We start from the raw sequence: 19,968 nt of genomic DNA on the forward strand, positions 1-19,968 counted from the left end.
ATTCCTCCCGATATAATAATTTTTTCTTTTGTATACTGAAATAAAATCAGATAATAAAATATCATATAATCAGTTCATCAGATTGTCTGATGTCTTATTAACTAATATTTTATATTCGATGTATTAAGAGATTTTCCTTCTTAATTTTATAAATTTTTATTAATTTATTTTTTATTAAAATATTTTTAGAAACACTTATCTACGTAAAATTCTACAGCAAAAAGACGAAATTTTTTGGGTACAGGGTTATCTTACACTATAAAGGTATGATATTTTTTATTAATGTATGATATTATTAATAAAAAACATCTTAAAGGAGTGTCTTAACATGGAGGTAATGGATGAAAAATTGGCGATGGCAAGGATTAGAGACCTTTTCAGAGCAGCCGAAAAAAAGGGGGATTATGCGGCGAGCAATTTTCTTACACCCCTGGAACAGGAAATGGTTTTTGATATATCAAGGGAGTTTCCTGAAGTTAAATTCTTTTTTGAGGGCGGATATAAAGAAGCTGAGAGGAAAATACTGGTAACGTATCCCGAATACGTAGAAGGGCGCCCCTTTGTCGCACCTGTAAAGGCCCTTCGCGTAAAGGTAAGGGAGGAGGATGCTTTCCCCGGGCACAGGGATTTTTTAGGATCTATACTGGGCCTTGGCATATCCCGGGAAAAAATCGGAGATGTTCTGGTAAAAAAGGGAGAAGCCATAGTTATAGTAAAAGAAGAAATAATCGAATTTCTCGGGCTTAATCTTAATAAAGTGAAAAATTTCGATGTGGAAACGGAAGAAATAACGTTGAAGGAAATAATTGCACCCGAAAAAACCTATAAAGAGGTAAAGGGCACGGTGGCCTCCCTGCGCTTAGATGCGGTGGCAAGCCTTGCCTTTGGAGTATCCCGTTCGAAAATGGCACCTTATATAAAAGGGGAAAACGTTAGAGTAAATTTCAAGATAATTTCCGACCCTTCCCACGAGGTGAAGGAAGGGGATATCATATCCGCCACCCGCATGGGAAGGGCAAAGGTAGAGAAAATCGGAGGAGAGAGCAAAAAGGGCAGGATTTACGTTACAATACATAGATTTACAGGGTAGTTCATACGCATGCGGGTTCGAAAATTAATTCCCCTTTTTCAAATCTTTTCAGGTTTAAAACATCTATATCGATGTGGCTTTTTCCTTCGACTACGAGTTCGGCGAGCAAAAGGCCTACAATTGGTCCCATTTGAAATCCGTGTCCGCTCCAGCCCAAATCAAGGTAAAAACCTTCCACATCGGTCTTTCCTATAATTGCCTGTTGATCCGGGGTCATGTCGTAAAGGCCGGCCCAGTGCCTTACAATCCTCAGGTTTTTGATTTTCGGAAGGTGGAATACAAATTTCTTGACCGCATTCTCCAAGAAATCCCAGGAGGAATTGACATTGAAATCCTTTACCTCATGTTCCGGATCGCCTACCCCCATTAATATAGTTCCGTTAGGAGATTGTTTAAAATAAGTTCCGTGCAAAAAGGAAATCACCATGCAGGGAAGAAAGTATTCAATGGGTTCTGTTACGAATATCTGGTGCCTTTCCGGATATACGGGAATGTCAATACTTAGCTTTTTAGCAAGCTCCTTCCCCCATGCTCCGGCGCAGTTCACCACAACCGGCGTTTCGTAGACCCCTTTTTCGGTAATAACTTTAAAAAGACCGGGTCTTATGATTTCAATATCCAAAACCCGGTTGTGAGTTATTATACTCGCTCCCATCCTTCGTGCGGCTTCCGCATAGGCGAAAGTAACCATGAAGGGATTGGCATGGCCGTCCTTTGGGTTATAGGAAGCACCGATTACGCCTTCCAGGTTTAAATCGGGTACAATTTCCTTTATTTCTTGCGGTGAAAGAAAAACAGATTCCTTTATTCCTAATTCGTGCTGCAGCTTAATATTTTCGTTAAATTGCTTTACCTGAGATTCATTATAAGCCAGCATCAAATAACCGCCCCGGGTAAATTCTATGCTCCTATCAAAATTCAGTTCTTCTTCAAGGTTTTCAAGCAGTTTCATGCTTTCCTTCATTAAAAGGCAGTTTATTTTTGTTCCGAACTGATGCCTTACACCCGCTGCGCACCTGCCCGTTGCCCCGCTCGTTAAGTATTCCTTTTCGAAAAGAAAAATATTTTTCAACCCTTTTTTTGCCAGATTGTATAAAACCGAAACTCCGTGAATACCCCCTCCTATAACCACTGCTTCTGCGGTTATTGCCATTTACCGCCCCTCCTTTTTAATTCATAATTAAAAGAAAAAATAATACAATTAAAAATAGTATACAAAATAATCAAAAATCAATCAATTATAAAATGATCGACAATAACCGGGAATAAGATATTTTTTTGCAGGATTTCGGTTTTTTTCTGCGAAAGACATTAGTCTTTTAATGGGGCATTCCTTGAAATACAATATAATTGGTAGGTGAAGAAGTTGCTGGACGAACGGAGTGCAAAGATTTTGTTAAAGCTCCTCAGGGAAGGTGACTTTGTAAAAATTGAGAATTTAAGCAGGGAATTCAATGTATCGATAAGGACGGTACAGTACGACTTAGACAAAATCGATTATTTTTTAAAAAACAATGGATTTAGCATTTTAGAAAGAAGGCCTAAAAAAGGTATAAGGCTTTTACAGGAAGAAAAGCAGAGGCTTAATGAAGTATTGAAAAACAAAATTGAATCTTACTATTATCCCACCCAAAAAGAAAGGCAAAACAAAATCTTAGGCGAACTTTTTAAAGCCAAAGGCTTTATAACCATCGAGGCTCTCGCAAGCCTTCTCGGGGTAAGCAGAAGTACAGTCATAAAAGACCTTCTAAAGGTGGCACAGTGGCTTTATAAAAATAATCTCAAACTTGTAACCCTGCCCAGGTACGGGGTGAAAATAGAAGGAGAAGAAAGGACAATAAGAAAAGCTGCTTTACAATTTTTAAGGGAAAATTTGGATTCCGAGCTGCCTTTTTTGGAAGAGATCGAGTCCAACAATTTGCTGATAAATAAGGATTCCATAATAAAACTCCTTGATGGATTAGATTTTAAGCTCATTATCGATGCGGTAAAAAAGGCTGAAGAAAAATTTCACATCTATTTAACCGATAAAACCTTCAATGCCGTCGTCCTTCACATTGCTTTTGCCATAAAGCGGATAATGTCCGGAAAAGACATTTCCATGCCCCGGGAAGAACTTTTAAAACTTAAAAAATACGGCGAATACGAAATCGCAAAAGACATAGTAGAAAGGCTTCAGGAAAACTGCAGGATCAAAATACCTGAAGACGAAGTGGGTTACATTACAATTCATTTAGTGGGAGGTAATTTTGTTAAGGAAGATTTTTCTTCCTATAAAGATAATTTATTTTTGGTGCAGATAATAGCTGCGAGGCTTGTAGAACTTGTTGGCAAGGAACTTAAACTGGATTTTTCCCGGGACAAAGAACTTTTTAACAACCTCATCCAGCATCTGGGACCTGCTTTTTACAGGCTTAAAAACGGCATTCCCATTGTTAATCCAATTCTCGGCGAAATCAAAGAAAAATTCCGGGAGATATTTGAAGCCTGCAGAAGGAGCGTCAAGGAGATAGAAAATATCAGTGAGTTTTCCATAAGCGATGATGAGGTGGGTTATATAGCCATTCACTTTGGCGCTTCCATTGAGAGGATGAAATTCTTTAAGCAAAGGTTATTCAGAGTCTACGTGGTATGCGGAACAGGCATAGGAACAGCCGAGTTTTTAACGCTGAGGCTCAAAAAGGAATTTAAAAATTTGGATATTCTGGGAACAGCCTCCTGTCACAATATAAGGGAGGTGGTTTCAGGAAGGCCGGTAGACCTAATTATTTCCACCGTGCCGCTTGCTATTGAGGGAGTACCCGTCGTTTGTGTAAGTCCTATTCTTTCGGAAAAAGACATTGAAAATATAAAAGAGGTCTTATCAGGGATTGAGAAAAAAGTCAACTCTTCCCTGGATGAGCTGAAGTTAATTGAAACGATAATGGAAGCGGTAGAAAGATACGCAAAGATTATGGATAAAGAAGGGCTTTACAGAGAGCTTTACAAAATCCTTTATAAAGATGAAGCAGTAATTACGAAGGGAGATGGCCAACCGGTGCTGAAGGAACTTCTGACAAAAGATACGATAAGATTAAAAGTCAAGGCAGAAAACTGGGAGGAAGCGGTAAGGATTGGAGGAAGACTTCTTTTTGAAAATGGGTTTGTAGAATCAACTTATGTAGAGGCTATGGTGAAAAATGTAAAGGAGATAGGGCCGTATATCGTAATTGCTCCGGGCATTGCCATGCCCCACGCCCGGCCGGAAGACGGGGTAAAAAGCATTTGCATGAGTTTGATAACCTTGGAAAATCCTGTAGAATTCGGCAACAAGGACAACGACCCCGTCAGTATGGTGATCTGTTTTGGGGCGGTTGACCATGAAAACCATTTGAAGGCTCTGTCCGAATTGATGGAAATATTGATGGATAAGGAGTGCCTGAACGGTATACTTAAATCTCAGTCGGTAAATGAAGTTCTTAATATAATAAAAAACAAAAAAAATTAAAAAGGAGGGGTTTTTTTGGGTATTATTAATTTTCTGGTTAACAACTTATTCAATCAAGTGGCAGTTTTAATCGGACTCATTGCATTAATCGGCCTTTTGCTCCAGAAAAAATCCTTTGAAGAAGTGATTTCAGGCACCATCAAAGCAATGGTTGGGCTTTTAATCATGTCAGCAGGTGTGGATGTCTTCATAGGAGGACTTGTATCCTTTCAGACCATAGTTTCTTCTGCTTTTCATATTTCTGCACCTGTTGCAAAAAACACTCTGCAAAACTTCACCGGGAATTTTGGGAGTATCGCTGTATCAATAATGGCCCTTGGATTTTTAATTCACTTAATAATAGTCAGGTTATTTAACACAAGGTTTGTTTACCTTACCGGCCACCTCATGTGGTGGATTTCCTTGGTAATTGCGGCAAGCTTAATTGAAGTGTTTCCCGACATGAATCAGGGACTTCTTATAGTTACCGGCGCGGTATTGATAGCCCTTTACTGGACCTTCCAGCCCCTGTACCTTCATAAGTACATGAAAAAAGTAACGGATAGTGATGAAATAGCCTATGGTCATACTTCTTCCATAGCGGCTTATTTAGCCGGACGCTTTGGGCATTTATTCGGTAAGCCCGAGGAAAGCACAGAAAAAATAAAGATTCCGAAGAGAATAGAATTTATGAAGGATGTCACGGTAGGCACGGCTTTCATTATAACGATCATAATGCTCCTTGCCAGCTTCTTTGCCGATAAAGAAGTGGTGGTAAAGCAAGCCGGTGACCTCAACTTTGTAATATGGGGAATCCTTCAGGGATTCAAATTTGCAGCAGGAATTACCATACTGCTTTATGGTGTAAGGCTCTTCTTAGCCGAGATAGTGCCTGCTTTCAGAGGTATATCTCAAAAGCTCATCCCCGGAGCAAGGCCGGCATTGGACGTTCCCGTGGTATTTCCCTACGCTCCAACGGCGGTTTTGGTGGGATTTATTAGCTCCACACTGGTATTTTTAATCTTCATGTTGATTTTTGGACTCACAGGCTTTGCAACTATAGTACCTTCCATGATAATGCTCTTTTTCCCAGCTGCCGGTGCTGCGGTATTTGGCAATGCCGTAGGTGGATGGAAGGGTGCCGCCTTCGGAGGAGCAGTAAACGGTTTATTCCTGGCTATCGGGCAGGCGTTAACCTGGCCCATGCTATCCAATACAGCCCCAGAACTTGCGGTACTTGCCGATCCCGACTGGTATGTTATAATATGGGTAATAATGGGAGTGGGAAAACTTATTAAAGCAATATTCTAATCAGGGGGTCTTAATTAATGGATAAAATTAAGATAGTCACGGCCTGCGGGGTAGGTATGGGCAGCAGCCTTATCTTAAAAATGATGGTGGAAGATATTTTAAAGGCAGAAGGAATAGATGCAAAAGTAGAAAACATCGATATAGGAAGTATAAAAAGCGCCAATGCGGATATGGTGGTGGTGCAGTCTTTCCACGAGGATAAGGTAAAAGATGCGGCGAAGGTTGTCGTAAACATTGATAATTTCCTCGATAAAGAAAAATTAAAAAATAAGGTTTTAGAGGGAATAAGGGTTTTGCAAAATAAAGATTAAGAAGGTGAAGCAATGATGATAAATTATTTAAAAGAAGTGGAAGCAGCATTGGACAGAATAAAAGCCACCCAGATAGAAAATATAAAAAAAGCTGCGGAATTAATATTCGAATCGTTAAAAAATAAAGAGGACAGCGTTTTTCACGTATTCGGTTGCGGACATTCCCACATGGCAGCGGAAGAACTTTTCTACAGAGCGGGAGGCCTTGCCTGTGTAAATCCCGTATTACCCGCCGAGCTAATGCTCCACGAAGGTGGATTAAAAAGCTCTTTTTACGAAAAAAAAGAGGAGCCGATAAAGTTTATTTTAGATAGGTACGATTTAAGAGAAGGAGAATGTTTGGTAATTGTATCCCATTCGGGCAGAAACGGCGCACCCGTAGAAGCGGCTTTTGAAGCAAAAAGAAGGGGATTAAAGGTCATAGCGGTAACCTGCAGGGAATACAAGGAGAAAACAACCTCCAAGCATTCTTCAGGGAAATTTTTGCAGGATGTGGCCGATGTGGTGATTGATAACTGCGGGAATTACGGTGATGCGGTACTTTTTGCAGAAAAAGAGGGGCTGGATATCCCCTTTGCTCCATTATCCACGGTGTTGAATACCGTTATATTGAATATGCTTATTGCGGAACTGGTAGAATTAATGCTAAAAAACAATATCACACCACCCGTGTTTTTAAGCGGTAACATAGACGGTGCCACTGATTACAATTTAGAGCTTATTAAAAAATACAGACACAGGGTAAGGCATTTATAAAAGTTTTGGGCCCTAAAAAGGGCTCTTTATTTTGTCCATATGTTGTAATATATTGGAAGAAAGAGTTTTTACTTTATGGGGGTGTTTAAATTTGAGGACACTTATTAAAAATGGAAAAATAATTACTCCGTTTGAGATTGTAAAAAATTACTGTCTTGCCATAGAAAACGGGAAAATTGTAGACCTTTTTGAAAAAAAGTTCGTTAAAGAGGAATTTTACGATGAGATAATAGATGCAGAAGGAAATTACGTATCTTTTGGGTTCATCGATATTCACTGCCACGGCGCTTCGGGATATGATGTGATGGATGAAGGCTTTAAGCCCCTGGAAAGTATAGCAAGGTTTAACTTAAAAAACGGCGTTACTTCCTTTTTTGCAGCTGTAATGACAGGGCCGGTTGAAAAAATAAGGTATTCCTTAAAAAATATCACCATTTATATATCTTCCCAGCAAAGAAATGAGGTCTGTAGGGACAAAGCTTCTATCCTGGGGATTTATTTGGAAGGCCCTTATTTTTCTCCGACAAAAAAAGGGGCACAGCCCGAAGAATATTTAAAGAAGCCTGATAAAGAAGAAATGGCTTCCTTTCTTGAAGATTCCCATCATTTTATAAAGGTTGTTTCCCTTGCTCCCGAACTGGTAGGAGCTCTGGAGGTGATAAAATATTTAAAAAAAGAAGAGGTTGTAATTGCCCTCGGGCATACCGATGCAAGTTACGAGGAAACCAAAAGGGCATTGTTATTGGGTGCAAGCCTTGCTACCCATACATTTAACGGTATGAGAGGTTTTAATCACAGAGAGCCCGGAGCCCTGGGGGCGTTTTTAACGGAGGAAGGAGTCTACTGTGAACTGATTGCCGACTGCGTACATGTAAATCCAGCTGCAATGAAGATGCTTGTAAAAGTAAAAGGAACCGATAAAATAATATTAATCACCGATTCCATGATGGCAGCGGGACTTTCCGACGGCGAATATCTTTTATCCGGGCAAAAAGTAATGGTTAAAAACGGTACAGCAACCCTTCCCGACGGCACCTTAGCCGGCTCTACCCTTACTTTAAACCGGGCAATATACAATATGGTATATGAGGTAGGCGTAAGCCTTCAGGATGCGGTAAAAATGGCCACATTGAATCCGGCAAAGGCCTTAAAACTTACCGGAAAGGGGAGCATTGAACCGGGGAATGATGCTGACCTGGTGATTTTCGATGAAAACATAAATGTAGTGAAGGTTATAAAATCATAAGCAGGCAATATGCCTGCTTTTTTAAATATTAAGAAAATATGGAGGATTTTTTGGAAAAATGTAGAAATAAGATATAAAAGAGAATTAAAAAATAATAGTCAATTAAAATTTTAAAAGGGAGGTGGAGTATTGAGATTTACTGCTATTTTTAGTACCGATAAGCTTCCTCAAGCAAATAATATGCTATTTGTAAGCTTGATGAAGGAGGCCATTCAAAAAAGTAATCCCGAATATTATGAAAAGATATATTTTTATGATGGCAAAAAAAATAAACGGCCTAAAAATTTTTGCTTCTCGATTTTTGTAAAAGATTTTGAAGTGATGGATGAATTTTACCATATAAAAGATAAAATATTCTTGAACATAAGTACTCCCGACTATGAATGTGGAGTAAATATTTACAATGGCCTTCTTAAAATCAAAAATTTTAATTATAAAAATTTCTATCTTAATAGAGAAAAGATATTTTTAGTAAGAGAAAAAAAGATCAATGATAATCAAGTAGTTTTTAAAACGCTTTCACCAATTTTAATAAAAGATAAAAACAACAATTTTTTAGAACCTAAAAATGAAAAATTTAATGAGGAAATGAATTATATATGTAACGAAATATTAAGGAATTACAGAGGCATTGGGCTAAAAAGACCTTTAACATTTCAAGATATTTCTCTAAGAAAGAAAGTAGTGAAACAGGAAATTGAGGGTTTTACTCAGATCACCGGGAAAAAGATTTTTTATGCAAATGCATATGCAGGCCTATTTAAATTAGAAGGTGACGTAAGTGACCTTGATGACCTTTACAAATTAGGTATAGGTTTCAGGCGTTCTCAGGGATTTGGGATGATCGAGGTGGTATAAATGGAAAGAGTATACTTGAGTGATTGGGCATATAATGCAGGGATTATAGGCTTTCTTGAAATAATACTGGATGGGGAAGATATTGATAAACAAAATATTATAAAGATTGGAGATAATTATATAGAATTTGACAGGAGTAGTTTATCCGGTTTTTCTGAAAAGTTTTTCAAAAAGGCTTATGAAAGATATCCCAGAACTGATGAAGTAATTACTTCAGCAAAAAAAATCTACGAAGATATTTTAAATGATAAATTAAATAATGAAACAAAAGAAGAATTGAATAAATTGAAAAGAAGGGTTGCTGGTTTTAGTAAATTAAGTAAAGCCCTGGATAATGAAGAAATAAAACTTAGCCCAAAATACAGTGAAGACGAAGCGATTATGTATTTAAATAAAATAGTGGAGATATTGGACAATAATAAAAGCGAGTTCATGGAAAATGATGTTAAAACCTATCTTGCCGCTATAAGTTCTATTTGCGGACAAAAGAGTTTTCTTCAAAATAATGTAACCGATAAACTTTTAGAAAGATTTAAAGAAGATTTTGAACAACCTATTATAGATGAATCAAATGAATATGATAGAAATAATTCTTGTCTTATTTGTGGACAAAGAAAGGCAAAGAGAGATGCTATGCTTGACACAGGGCTTGTGAGCTTTCTTGGAGCAAATAAAGATAACAAAAACTTTTTCTGGAATTTTAAGCCTAAACTACCTATTTGTGAAATCTGCGAGTTAATATATTTTTCTATCTTTGCAGGGTTAACCGAATTTAGATTCGGCCAGAATAAAAAATACTATTTTGTGGATAAAAGCGAATCTGTTAAAGAACTTTATTATTCAAACAAGCTTTTTATGGAACTGATGAGGAAAGAAGAGAATTTGTTGAAAGAAAAAGGTATATTAAATTTTCTTAATGATTATATTCTTATGAAGCTTAAAGAAGAAAGCAAATTTTCCCTTGCTAATATCTCCTTTATAGAAATTGATTTATCCGCAAGTTTCCCAAAGGTTTATGGTTTTAACATATCAAGGCAAAAAGCTCAATTTATTACTTCGAATTATAAAATTTTGGAAAAGTTAACGGGGTGTAATTATAAAATAAAGGATACGGTTAACTATATATTTGGAAGTTTTATGAATAGCATTTTAAACAATACCCTTAATTACCAGTATTTAGGAATGCTTGAACAAATTTTTATCAATTCGCTTAAACCAAATCCATCCTATAGTACAAATTTAACCTCTTATAAACTACAATTGTTTAATTTGCTTAGTTTTAAATATATAAAAATTTTTAAGCGAGGTGAACAAAATATGGATGAAAGGCGACTATGGCGTATGTACTTTTTTGGGCAAGAACTTAAGAACTTGTTTATTGAAAGGAAAAGCCAAAATAAGATATCATCATTGGCTTACAGGTTGATATCCGCATTGAGAGTAGGGGATATAAATACCTTTATGAATCTAATCATTAGAACTTATATGAGTTTTGAAAAAGAAGTGCCTTCTTTGTTTGTCTCATGTATTAATAATGAAGAAGACTACTGTGCATTAGGATATAGTTTTGTAAATGGGTTATTAGGACAAGATAAAGAAGATTTTAATAATAAGGAGGAGGAATTCTGATATGAATAAAAATGGTGGAATTACATTTACAGTTGTCTTTGAAGGAATGAGCTTGAATTATGGAGAAAGTTTGGGGAATATTTCAGAACTAAAAAAACTTACGAGGGAGAATAAAGTTTATACATATATGTCGAGGCAAGCATTAAGATATGAGAAATTCAGATTTATTTTGGAAAATGAAAGATGTAACCTTACCCCGGTAACGGGAAATGAACAGGTGATCCAATTTGCAAAAGAGGCCAATATAAAGGAGTATCCTGAAATAGATTTATTTGGTTATATGAAAACATCGGGGCAAGGACAAAATTCACAAAATAGGACAGCCGTAGTTAAAATTACTCCTGCAATTTCTTTAGAAGAATATAAAAATGATATTGAATTTGCGACGAATCTAAATTTGGCTCAAAGGGCAGTTGCACAAGGAATAAAAGCAAATCCAAATCCGTTTCAGTTAGAGCAACATAAATCTTTGTACACATATACGGTTTCTATAGATTTAGATAGGCTCGGCAGAGACTTTAATGAAAAAGGAGAGCTTTTGGAAGAAATAGATATCCAAGAAAAAATTAATAGGGTTAATATGATTTTGGATGCGGTTAAATTCTTAAGCCGCGATATAAAAGGCAGGAAAGAAAATTTAAGTCCTTTATTTATAATAGGAGGTCTATACCCGATTAAAAATCCCTTCTTTTTAAATAGAATAAAGCTTGTAAAAAATGAAGAAGGTTATGGAATTGATTCGAAGTTGATAAAAAGCACGTGCGAACTAACTCTTCCAGATAAAAATAAAGTAAAGGATTATACTTTGATAGGAATTTTGGAAGGATATTTTGCTAATGAAGGGGAATTTAAGAATTTATTACAGGGTTCGTGCGGTTCTATTGATTTCTTCTTTGAGGCATTAAAAGATAGGACTAAAAAATATTATAAAGAGGGGACAATATAAAAATGTCTCTGAAAGTATTAAAAATAAAACTGTATCAACCTTTTGCAAATTATAGGAAGCCCTTTTCTTATGGAATTGTGGATTCATACCCCTTACCTCCTCCGTCTACGGTAAAAGGATGGCTTCATAATGTTCTCGGAGCAAAAAATGGTGAATACTACGAAATGGCGGTTTCGATTTCAGGGAGGTTTGACTCAACAGTATATGATATACAAAAAATTATCAAATTTGACAGAATTAGAAAAGAAAGCAACCCAAACCAAATATTAAGAGAGTATTCCTCTACAGTTATTTCATCGATGGTTTATGTTACGAATTTGATTGATGTGGAGCTTTGTATTTATGTAAATTCTAAACCGGAGATACTGGAAAGGATACAGGATAATATATATTCTTCTTTCTGGGGCCTTGGAAGGAAAGAAGACCTGATGAGATTAGATTATATAGAAATTATTGAAACAAAAACGATGGATTATTTTGGATATGTACAAAAGCAATTACCTTCCTATGGTATGTATTTAAAGCAAAGAACAGCTGAGAAGCTTATGGTTGATGGTATTAATTTTAGGCTTAATTATAAATATGATAAAACATCTGATAACTTGAGGATCTTTAAAAACAAAAGAGATGTTGTATATATAGATTCCCTTAATTTATTGGAGCCGTCTTTAATTTTTAATGAAAATGTTTTGGTTGACGAGGAAGATATACTTATTGATTTGATAGGTGATGAGGAATATGAAAATTGATTATAATAAAATTCCTCTTTATGCAAAAAGGTTTAAAACCCCTGCAGGTTACAAATATCAGACAATATATGAACATACTTGGGAATTATTAAACAATATGGATATATTGTTTAGAGAATACTCTGCAGAAATAGAAGATGGATTAAAAAAACTTAATATTGACATTGAAAAATTTAAATACCTTCTAAAACTTGCAGCAATATATCATGACCTTGGAAAGGCAAATTTGTTGTTTCAGGCAAAGATTAGAGACAAACAAAAAAATAAGGAGGTACCTCGGGACAAAACATTGTCTCGCGAGGTGCCTCATAACTTTCTTTCTTTGGTATTTGTGGATGTTAACAAGATTGCAGAAGATATAAAAAATCATAATTTTACCAATAGTGAATGGGATACACTGTTATATACAATTGCCTTTTCCCATGATAGAGAATTTGATTGTAACATATATAATATTGATTATTTTAAAAACTATATTGAAAAAGGGGTGATACATTTTTTAAATAACCCCGATTTATACTGGTTTTTAAACTTCATTTCAGGCAGTATAGATAAGGATAAAATAATAAAAAATACTAATTTCTTTTGGAAAAAAATAAAACAATTTAAAATTAAAATGTTGGAAGAAATTTTAAATTTTGAAGAATATAATACGCAATTTAAAGTGCTATTAAAAGGATTTTTACACAGGCTTGATCATGCAAGCTCTGCATTGGTTACTGTAGAAGAAGAGAGGATAGACGATTTTCCAAAAAAGGTGGAGCTTTATCTAAAAGAAAAGGGTAATTTTAGCAATTTTAAAGAATTCCAAATGAAAGCCGTAGAGCTATCCGATAAAAACGTAATATTATTTGCTCCAACGGGGAGCGGAAAGACTGAATTTGGTTTAAACTGGGCTCAGAAGGGTAAATTAATTTATACGCTTCCTATTAGGGTTTCTATAAATGCAATGTATGAAAGGTTTATCAGAATTTTTGGTGAGGGCAGAGTAGGAATTTTACACTCGGATAATTTTCTGTTTTTATTAAATGATGAAGAAAAATATAACTCAGACGAAGAAATAGAAGTATTATTTAATAATTTAAATCTTTCAAAGAACCTGAGCCTGCCAATAATAGTTACAACGGGAGACCAAATATTTACTTCAGCTTTAAAATGGCCCGGATTTGAGAAAATCTATTCATTATTTTTATATTCAAAACTCGTTATTGACGAACCTCAGAGTTATTCACCGGAATCCTTGGCTATTATTATTAAAACTCTTGAAGAAGTATCATATCTAAATGGAAAATTCTGCCTTATGAGTGCTACAATAAATCCTATTATATTTAATTATTTTGGTGATAAAATTGAATATTTACAAGCCTATTCTGATAATGAGTTGAAAAATAGATTTTCACATATTATTTCTATTAGAGATAATTCAATTTTAGAATCTATTGATGAAATAATAAAAGAAGCAAAAACAAAAAATGTTCTTGTAATTTGCAATACGGTTAAAAGGGCTCAAGAAGTTTTTAAAGCCGTTAAAGAGGAACTTAAAAATTCAAAAGAATTGATAAAAGTCGAATTATTACATTCCAGGTTTATAGAGAAGGAAAGAAGGAGAAAGGAATTAGCGGTTTTAAACGGCAAAGATTTAAATAGCATTTTTATATCCACTCAAATAGTAGAAGCTTCTTTGGATATAGATTTTGATATGTTATTCACTGAAATTTCTAGTGCGGATTCTATTTTGCAGAGAATGGGAAGGGTGTATAGGAAAAGGCAATACAATAGCAAAACTCCAAATATTGTAATTTTTACAAAAGATATAAGTGGAATCGGTAGGGTTTATGAGGAAGATATCACAAAAAGAACAATAGATTATCTAAAAAATTTTGATGGGCTTTACCTTAGTGAATATGATAAAAAAGTACTTAACGAATATGTTTATGATTTGAAAGAAATTAAAGAAACGAGATTTATGAAAAAATTTAATAAGACTTACGATATTTTGAAATATGGTTATAGATCGGAAAATAAATCCGAAGCACAAAAAATATTCAGGGATGTTTTTACCGTTAATGCAATTCCTAAATCAATTTACGATGAAAATTTTGAAAAATTATTAGGTTATTTAGAAAAATTGAACGAAAAGAATTTAAAACCTGCCGAGAAAATAAAACTAATATCAAATATAAGAGATTATACGGTGAGTGCTCCGGGTTATTTATTGCCTAAATCAGGAGCAAGCGTTTTTGATAGTGATCTTGGCATATTTATAGTAAATCATAATTATGATGAACAATTAGGACTTATTTCTGATGAAGATGATCCAAATAATTATATATTGTAAGAATATTAATTTTAGACTTTTTATCTTTTTTTAGAGGTGCGATTCCTATGGATTTTGATTTTGAAAAATATAAGACCCAGGGGATAAAGGTAAATTATTATTATATTTGCAAAAGAAAACTTTGGCTTTATGATAAAGGAATTTGTTTTGAAAAAAATTTTGATAGGGTTTTGCAGGGCAAAATATTACATAAGAATGCTTTTCAAAGAGAAGAACACAAAGATATGCTGATAGATGAAATGATAAAAATCGATATTGTTTCTGCTGACCATATTAAAGAAATTAAAATATCAAGCAAAATGAAAAACCCGGATATAATGCAGCTTTTATATTACCTTTTTTATTTAAAACAATTGGGCATTAGTAAAAAAGGGACTATTAATTATGTAAAAGAGAAAAAAGTGGTTGAAGTTGAATTAACGGAAGAAGATGAAAAAGAAATTAAATCAGCTCTTATTAATATAAGACAAATCCTGATGATGAAAAAGCCTCCAGAAATAAAGAAGCTTCCTTATTGTAAAAAATGTGCATACTATGAATTTTGTTATGCCAAAGAGGTTGATTAATATGTATAAAGATTATTATATTTTTAGTAATGGAAAGATTTCTCGAAAAGAAAATACGATATATTTTGAGGATAAAGAAGAGAATAAAAAGCCGATTCCAATCGAACAGATTGAAAGATTACACTTTTTTGGTGAAATTGATTTAAATACTAAATTTATTGGATTAATATCTCAATACGATATTATTTTAAATTTCTATAATTATTACGGATATTATATTGGAAGTTATTTACCAAGGAAGAAAAATGTTTCGGGTTTGCTTATTGTAAAACAATCTGAGGGTTATATTTTTCATGAAAAAAGATTATTCTTTGCAAAATGCTTTGTAGAATCTGCAGTTTTTCATATTTTAAGAAATTTAAGAAACTATAAAGGAAAAACTGATGAGGTCATTAAAGAAATAGAAGAAGAAAAACAAAATATTTTTAAAGCAAGAGAAATAGATGAATTAATGGGTATTGAGGGAAGAATAAGAAAAAGATATTATGAATCTTTTTCATTGTTTTTAAATAATGATTTTGGTTTTTCAAAAAGAGAAAAAAGACCACCTACTGACCCATTAAATGCTCTTATTTCTTTTGGGAATGGTATGATGTACAATACAGTTTTAGGTGAAATTTATAAAACCCAGCTTGATCCTACCATTAGTTATTTGCACGAACCCTCCTCTAAAAGATTTTCATTAAGCCTTGATATTGCCGAAATATTTAAACCTTTGATTGTTGATCCTGTAATCTTTTATTTAATAAATAACAGGATGTTAAAAGAAGATGACTTTGACATCGAGGAAGGGATATGTTTTTTAAATGATGAGGGTAAGAAAAAATTTATTAAAGAATATCAGAATAAACTTGAAACTACTATAAAACATAGATCTTTGAACAGGAAAGTATCATATAGAACTTTAATAAGACTTGAGTGCTATAAAATAATAAAAGCACTTATAGAAGATGAACCTTATAAGCCTTTAAAGGCATGGTGGTAGAATGTTTGTAATAATAACTTATGATGTTTCTGAGAGTAGAGTAAACAAAGTAAGAAAAGTATTAAAAAAATATCTTATATGGACGCAAAATTCTGTTTTTGAAGGAGTAATTACTGAAGCGAAGTTATATAAATGCTTATCTGAAGTAAATAGGATCATGGATAAAAGAGAAGATTCATTGTATATTTATAAAGTGGAAAACCCTAAAAATTTATCTAAAGATGTATTAGGTATATGTAAAAATCCGGAAGATATGTTTTTATAAAAATTGCAGCAAACCATATTTTGTTAAAATTTCTATAAAACTTAGATTTTATAATTAGTACAAGCTAAAGTACTAAAAATACATTTTACACGACCATTACTTTGCTGCATATAATGAAAAATTCAATCAATGAAAGCCAGAAAAAATGCATATTTTTTATATTATTTTATTGGGGTTTTTTCTTAACTATGTGGGATTTAAATTTTTATTAATTATGTTTATTTTTAACTTTTTCGTTAAGTTTTTTCTTAACTATGTGGGATTTAAATACATCATTTGGAGCGGATGGATTGAGTATAACTATGGTTTTTTCTTAACTATGTGGGATTTAAATGAAATCGTTCATGCTCTTCCCGTGCCGTGGGAACCAAGTTTTTTCTTAACTATGTGGGATTTAAATGCGACACGAGAAAGGGCTGTAATGGGACATTTCGAGATAAGGTTTTTTCTTAACTATGTGGGATTTAAATGCGGCGCGTCCGGGCTTTGCTCGGACGTTGTACTGTACTCGTTTTTTCTTAACTATGTGGGATTTAAATCGGTAGTGATATATACGTCAAATCCGGCTGCTTTTACTTTGTTTTTTCTTAACTATGTGGGATTTAAATCTGATTGACACAATTATATTCTCAAACTCATCAAAAGTTTTTTCTTAACTATGTGGGATTTAAATTGTTAGACCCAGCTACGATGTTGAAGGCAGTAGAGCTATGTTTTTTCTTAACTATGTGGGATTTAAATATGCCGGGTAATACTAACCACGCTCTTTGAGGTATCTGCTCCAGTTTTTTCTTAACTATGTGGGATTTAAATTAATTTTCACCACCCATATTTAGATTGGGAAGCTTTTTCAGTTTTTTCTTAACTATGTGGGATTTAAATGAATTCCAGAAGCTTGACTTCGGCGATAAGGTAATCTACGGTTTTTTCTTAACTATGTGGGATTTAAATGCTAATCTATCTAGCGAAGAGCAAAGACGACAGATATTACGTTTTTTCTTAACTATGTGGGATTTAAATTGGGCCTCCGCTATGGCCCGCATAACCCGGCTTTCCTGAGTTTTTTCTTAACTATGTGGGATTTAAATGTGAGATTGATAAGCTTCTGGCCGATGAAACTGTAAGTTTTTTCTTAACTATGTGGGATTTAAATTCGCATGGTCGTTGAATGCATGGCTGGCCGGAAGGAGGTTTTTTCTTAACTATGTGGGATTTAAATAGGTTAGGCGTTGTCAACATTAGTTTTCACCCCCTACGGTTTTTTCTTAACTATGTGGGATTTAAATACGGGTAAGGCCGTACTCTGCGGCCCGCAGGTCCAAATAGTTTTTTCTTAACTATGTGGGATTTAAATTAATAGCTGGAATTGTTGCAGGAATAATATTTAATTTAAGTTTTTTCTTAACTATGTGGGATTTAAATTGAAAGGAAGAGTGCGAAAGAATTTATAGAATACCTGAATAAGGTTTTTTCTTAACTATGTGGGATTTAAATGTTCCGGATTTAATCTGCCTCCTGCCGCCAAATCTGGTTTTTTCTTAACTATGTGGGATTTAAATCAATTTTGCGAGATACACTTCGAGAGGTTCTTCCAACCAGTCTGGTTTTTTCTTAACTATGTGGGATTTAAATGCGGCGTAAGCCTACGGGGCGTCAGGGTGGTAGGCAGGTTTTTTCTTAACTATGTGGGATTTAAATGGAAAAATCTGTTATATACCTTGTAATCCGTTATTTCGTTTTTTCTTAACTATGTGGGATTTAAATGGATTAGGGCACTTCCGGGTAATAGCCGTTTACCCGCAGAGTTTTTTCTTAACTATGTGGGATTTAAATTTCAATGCTTTCGATGATTTCTCCCAAGAGGTTGGAAATAGTTTTTTCTTAACTATGTGGGATTTAAATCTTGATCTTCCGGATGTTGCAGATAAATTTCATGTTCACGTTTTTTCTTAACTATGTGGGATTTAAATTAAAATGCGTTTTATCAAAAAATGGGCAAAAAGTTACTGAGTTTTTTCTTAACTATGTGGGATTTAAATTGTCAATAGTCCACCGGAGTTGCAAAGTTTGCTTGATTCGTTTTTTCTTAACTATGTGGGATTTAAATTTGCGAGTCATAACTGATAATAATATTATTAAAACGTAGTTTTTTCTTAACTATGTGGGATTTAAATATTAGTAATTTAAATGATTTAACACAAAAGACTTGGCAAGTTTTTTCTTAACTATGTGGGATTTAAATGCGTCTATATCATCGGTGGGAGTTACAAAGGTATTTAGTTTTTTCTTAACTATGTGGGATTTAAATTGAACGAAAAATGTCAAAGGCAGGTGATTCAATGGAATGTTTTTTCTTAACTATGTGGGATTTAAATGCGGTAAAAACCGTAGGAGATGCTATAAATAAAAGCAGTACGTTTTTTCTTAACTATGTGGGATTTAAATTTTCGTAACTGTTAATTTAATTGGTAATAAACTTAATATTGTTTTTTCTTAACTATGTGGGATTTAAATGGAAACGCCTGTAGTTGAAGGCAGGCTGCGGGCCTCATAGTTTTTTCTTAACTATGTGGGATTTAAATTTTTTTAATGCTTCTTTTGCTTTTTCGATATAGTTTTTAGTTTTTTCTTAACTATGTGGGATTTAAATTGCATCTTTAATAACGGTCTCCGTAAAGGTCAAGGTTAGTTTTTTCTTAACTATGTGGGATTTAAATGTTACTTCTTTTATTTTGAACGATGCCGCCTTTTCCTGTTTTTTCTTAACTATGTGGGATTTAAATGTGTTTCCTTCATTATGCGAATTATTTTGGCATTATCCGTTTTTTCTTAACTATGTGGGATTTAAATGGTTTTACTGTATAAGTTTTTGGCGGGGGCGGTGTTGGCGTTTTTTCTTAACTATGTGGGATTTAAATGTAATCAATCACGGTTTTACGAATGCGCGATAAGTGGGCATCGTTTTTTCTTAACTATGTGGGATTTAAATGTATGTAATTGACGCAATGGAAGAAATTGCAAAAAAGAGTTTTTTCTTAACTATGTGGGATTTAAATGACTAAAAAGCTCATTTAGTGCATTTCTAACAAATTTGTTTTTTCTTAACTATGTGGGATTTAAATGTTCAATGTTCAGGACCACTTCTGCGGTTTCTCCTGCTCGTTTTTTCTTAACTATGTGGGATTTAAATTACTTTCTGAAATCCCTAACTTTTGTGCGGCTTCCTTTAGTTTTTTCTTAACTATGTGGGATTTAAATCTGGGCACAGTGCAGGGACCAGATGTAGCACTTGCAAAGGTTTTTTCTTAACTATGTGGGATTTAAATGCAAATACTTTCTGCCAAGCATCGAAGCCTGTTTTAAGTGCGTTTTTTCTTAACTATGTGGGATTTAAATGTGTCAACAGGACACAGCCCGTCCTGTCGCACCAGTGTTTTTTCTTAACTATGTGG

General features: G+C 34.2%; 15 protein-coding genes and 1 CRISPR repeat array (1 of these 16 cut by a window edge). Of the genes, 14 read left to right on the forward strand and 1 reads right to left on the reverse strand.

The genetic code is table 11. From position 1 onward, the window contains the following. Positions 1 to 328 precede the first annotated feature (328 nt). Positions 329 to 1,090 carry a YlmH family RNA-binding protein gene (locus ATZ99_RS03025; RefSeq protein ID WP_068747768.1) on the forward strand — a complete coding sequence of 254 codons (762 nt, stop codon included), beginning with the start codon at positions 329 to 331 and terminating at the stop codon, positions 1,088 to 1,090. A gap of 1 nt (position 1,091) precedes the next feature. On the opposite strand, the gene ATZ99_RS03030 is transcribed toward ATZ99_RS03025, so the two are convergent. After that, positions 1,092 to 2,243 (reverse strand): NAD(P)/FAD-dependent oxidoreductase, encoded by a 1,152-nt coding sequence (locus ATZ99_RS03030; RefSeq protein WP_068747769.1) that lies wholly within the window; start codon positions 2,241 to 2,243, stop codon positions 1,092 to 1,094. Positions 2,244 to 2,456: 213 nt separating this feature from the next. Here ATZ99_RS03030 and ATZ99_RS03035 point away from each other — a divergent pair, with 213 nt between their 5' ends. The 13 genes from ATZ99_RS03035 (at position 2,457) to cas2 (ending at position 16,516) form a co-directional block, all read left to right on the forward strand. Then, positions 2,457 to 4,577, forward strand: coding sequence for a BglG family transcription antiterminator (locus ATZ99_RS03035; RefSeq protein WP_187694812.1), 2,121 nt, complete (start codon positions 2,457 to 2,459; stop codon positions 4,575 to 4,577). Between the two features lie 15 nt (positions 4,578 to 4,592). After that, the gene (locus ATZ99_RS03040) at positions 4,593 to 5,867 is read left to right on the forward strand and encodes a PTS ascorbate transporter subunit IIC (protein WP_068747771.1); all 1,275 of its coding nucleotides are present in this window, start codon (positions 4,593 to 4,595) and stop codon (positions 5,865 to 5,867) included. A 17-nt stretch (positions 5,868 to 5,884) separates the two neighbouring features. Beyond that, positions 5,885 to 6,178, forward strand: coding sequence for a PTS sugar transporter subunit IIB (locus ATZ99_RS03045; RefSeq protein WP_068747772.1), 294 nt, complete (start codon positions 5,885 to 5,887; stop codon positions 6,176 to 6,178). Between the two features lie 12 nt (positions 6,179 to 6,190). After that, positions 6,191 to 6,934, forward strand: coding sequence for an SIS domain-containing protein (locus ATZ99_RS03050; RefSeq protein WP_068747773.1), 744 nt, complete (start codon positions 6,191 to 6,193; stop codon positions 6,932 to 6,934). A 91-nt stretch (positions 6,935 to 7,025) separates the two neighbouring features. After that, positions 7,026 to 8,180 carry an N-acetylglucosamine-6-phosphate deacetylase gene (nagA, locus tag ATZ99_RS03055; RefSeq protein WP_068747774.1) on the forward strand — a complete coding sequence of 385 codons (1,155 nt, stop codon included), beginning with the start codon at positions 7,026 to 7,028 and terminating at the stop codon, positions 8,178 to 8,180. Between the two features lie 129 nt (positions 8,181 to 8,309). Continuing rightward, positions 8,310 to 9,038 (forward strand): CRISPR-associated endoribonuclease Cas6, encoded by a 729-nt coding sequence (gene cas6, locus ATZ99_RS03060; protein WP_222927059.1) that lies wholly within the window; start codon positions 8,310 to 8,312, stop codon positions 9,036 to 9,038. Then, positions 9,039 to 10,667, forward strand: coding sequence for a type I-B CRISPR-associated protein Cas8b1/Cst1 (gene cas8a1 / locus ATZ99_RS03065; RefSeq protein WP_068747775.1), 1,629 nt, complete (start codon positions 9,039 to 9,041; stop codon positions 10,665 to 10,667). A 1-nt stretch (position 10,668) separates the two neighbouring features. After that, the gene (cas7i, locus tag ATZ99_RS03070) at positions 10,669 to 11,613 is read left to right on the forward strand and encodes a type I-B CRISPR-associated protein Cas7/Cst2/DevR (RefSeq protein ID WP_068747776.1); all 945 of its coding nucleotides are present in this window, start codon (positions 10,669 to 10,671) and stop codon (positions 11,611 to 11,613) included. A 2-nt stretch (positions 11,614 to 11,615) separates the two neighbouring features. Further along, positions 11,616 to 12,362 (forward strand): type I-B CRISPR-associated protein Cas5b, encoded by a 747-nt coding sequence (gene cas5b, locus ATZ99_RS03075; RefSeq protein WP_068747777.1) that lies wholly within the window; start codon positions 11,616 to 11,618, stop codon positions 12,360 to 12,362. Continuing rightward, positions 12,352 to 14,700, forward strand: coding sequence for a CRISPR-associated helicase/endonuclease Cas3 (locus ATZ99_RS03080; RefSeq protein WP_068747778.1), 2,349 nt, complete (start codon positions 12,352 to 12,354; stop codon positions 14,698 to 14,700). The genes cas5b and ATZ99_RS03080 overlap by 11 nt, the downstream gene beginning before the upstream one ends. A 47-nt stretch (positions 14,701 to 14,747) precedes the next feature. Next, positions 14,748 to 15,266 (forward strand): CRISPR-associated protein Cas4, encoded by a 519-nt coding sequence (cas4, locus tag ATZ99_RS03085; RefSeq protein ID WP_068747779.1) that lies wholly within the window; start codon positions 14,748 to 14,750, stop codon positions 15,264 to 15,266. A gap of 1 nt (position 15,267) precedes the next feature. Next, complete coding sequence (gene cas1b, locus ATZ99_RS03090) at positions 15,268 to 16,251, forward strand: type I-B CRISPR-associated endonuclease Cas1b (RefSeq protein ID WP_068747780.1); 984 nt, start codon at positions 15,268 to 15,270, stop codon at positions 16,249 to 16,251. A gap of 1 nt (position 16,252) precedes the next feature. Then, the gene (gene cas2, locus ATZ99_RS03095; protein WP_068747781.1) at positions 16,253 to 16,516 is read left to right on the forward strand and encodes a CRISPR-associated endonuclease Cas2; all 264 of its coding nucleotides are present in this window, start codon (positions 16,253 to 16,255) and stop codon (positions 16,514 to 16,516) included. A 174-nt stretch (positions 16,517 to 16,690) separates the two neighbouring features. Further along, a CRISPR array of direct repeats spans positions 16,691 to 19,968; the repeat unit is 29 nt; unit sequence GTTTTTTCTTAACTATGTGGGATTTAAAT (it continues 9,256 nt past the right edge of the window).

Source organism: Thermovenabulum gondwanense (assembly GCF_001601575.1).
Classification (GTDB): Bacteria; Bacillota; Thermosediminibacteria; order Thermosediminibacterales; family Thermosediminibacteraceae; genus Thermovenabulum; species Thermovenabulum gondwanense.

Bases quoted from the DNA above. Each gene is read 5' to 3' on its own strand.
- ATZ99_RS03025 (WP_068747768.1), top strand. From the start codon at position 329: ATGGAGGTAATGGATGAAAAATTGGCGATGGCAAGGATTAGAGACCTT.
- ATZ99_RS03030 (WP_068747769.1), bottom strand. From the start codon at position 2,243: ATGGCAATAACCGCAGAAGCAGTGGTTATAGGAGGGGGTATTCACGGA.
- ATZ99_RS03045 (WP_068747772.1), top strand. From the start codon at position 5,885: ATGGATAAAATTAAGATAGTCACGGCCTGCGGGGTAGGTATGGGCAGC.
- ATZ99_RS03050 (WP_068747773.1), top strand. From the start codon at position 6,191: ATGATGATAAATTATTTAAAAGAAGTGGAAGCAGCATTGGACAGAATA.
- cas8a1 (WP_068747775.1), top strand. From the start codon at position 9,039: ATGGAAAGAGTATACTTGAGTGATTGGGCATATAATGCAGGGATTATA.
- cas7i (WP_068747776.1), top strand. From the start codon at position 10,669: ATGAATAAAAATGGTGGAATTACATTTACAGTTGTCTTTGAAGGAATG.
- cas5b (WP_068747777.1), top strand. From the start codon at position 11,616: ATGTCTCTGAAAGTATTAAAAATAAAACTGTATCAACCTTTTGCAAAT.
- ATZ99_RS03080 (WP_068747778.1), top strand. From the start codon at position 12,352: ATGAAAATTGATTATAATAAAATTCCTCTTTATGCAAAAAGGTTTAAA.
- cas4 (WP_068747779.1), top strand. From the start codon at position 14,748: ATGGATTTTGATTTTGAAAAATATAAGACCCAGGGGATAAAGGTAAAT.
- cas1b (WP_068747780.1), top strand. From the start codon at position 15,268: ATGTATAAAGATTATTATATTTTTAGTAATGGAAAGATTTCTCGAAAA.
- cas2 (WP_068747781.1), top strand. From the start codon at position 16,253: ATGTTTGTAATAATAACTTATGATGTTTCTGAGAGTAGAGTAAACAAA.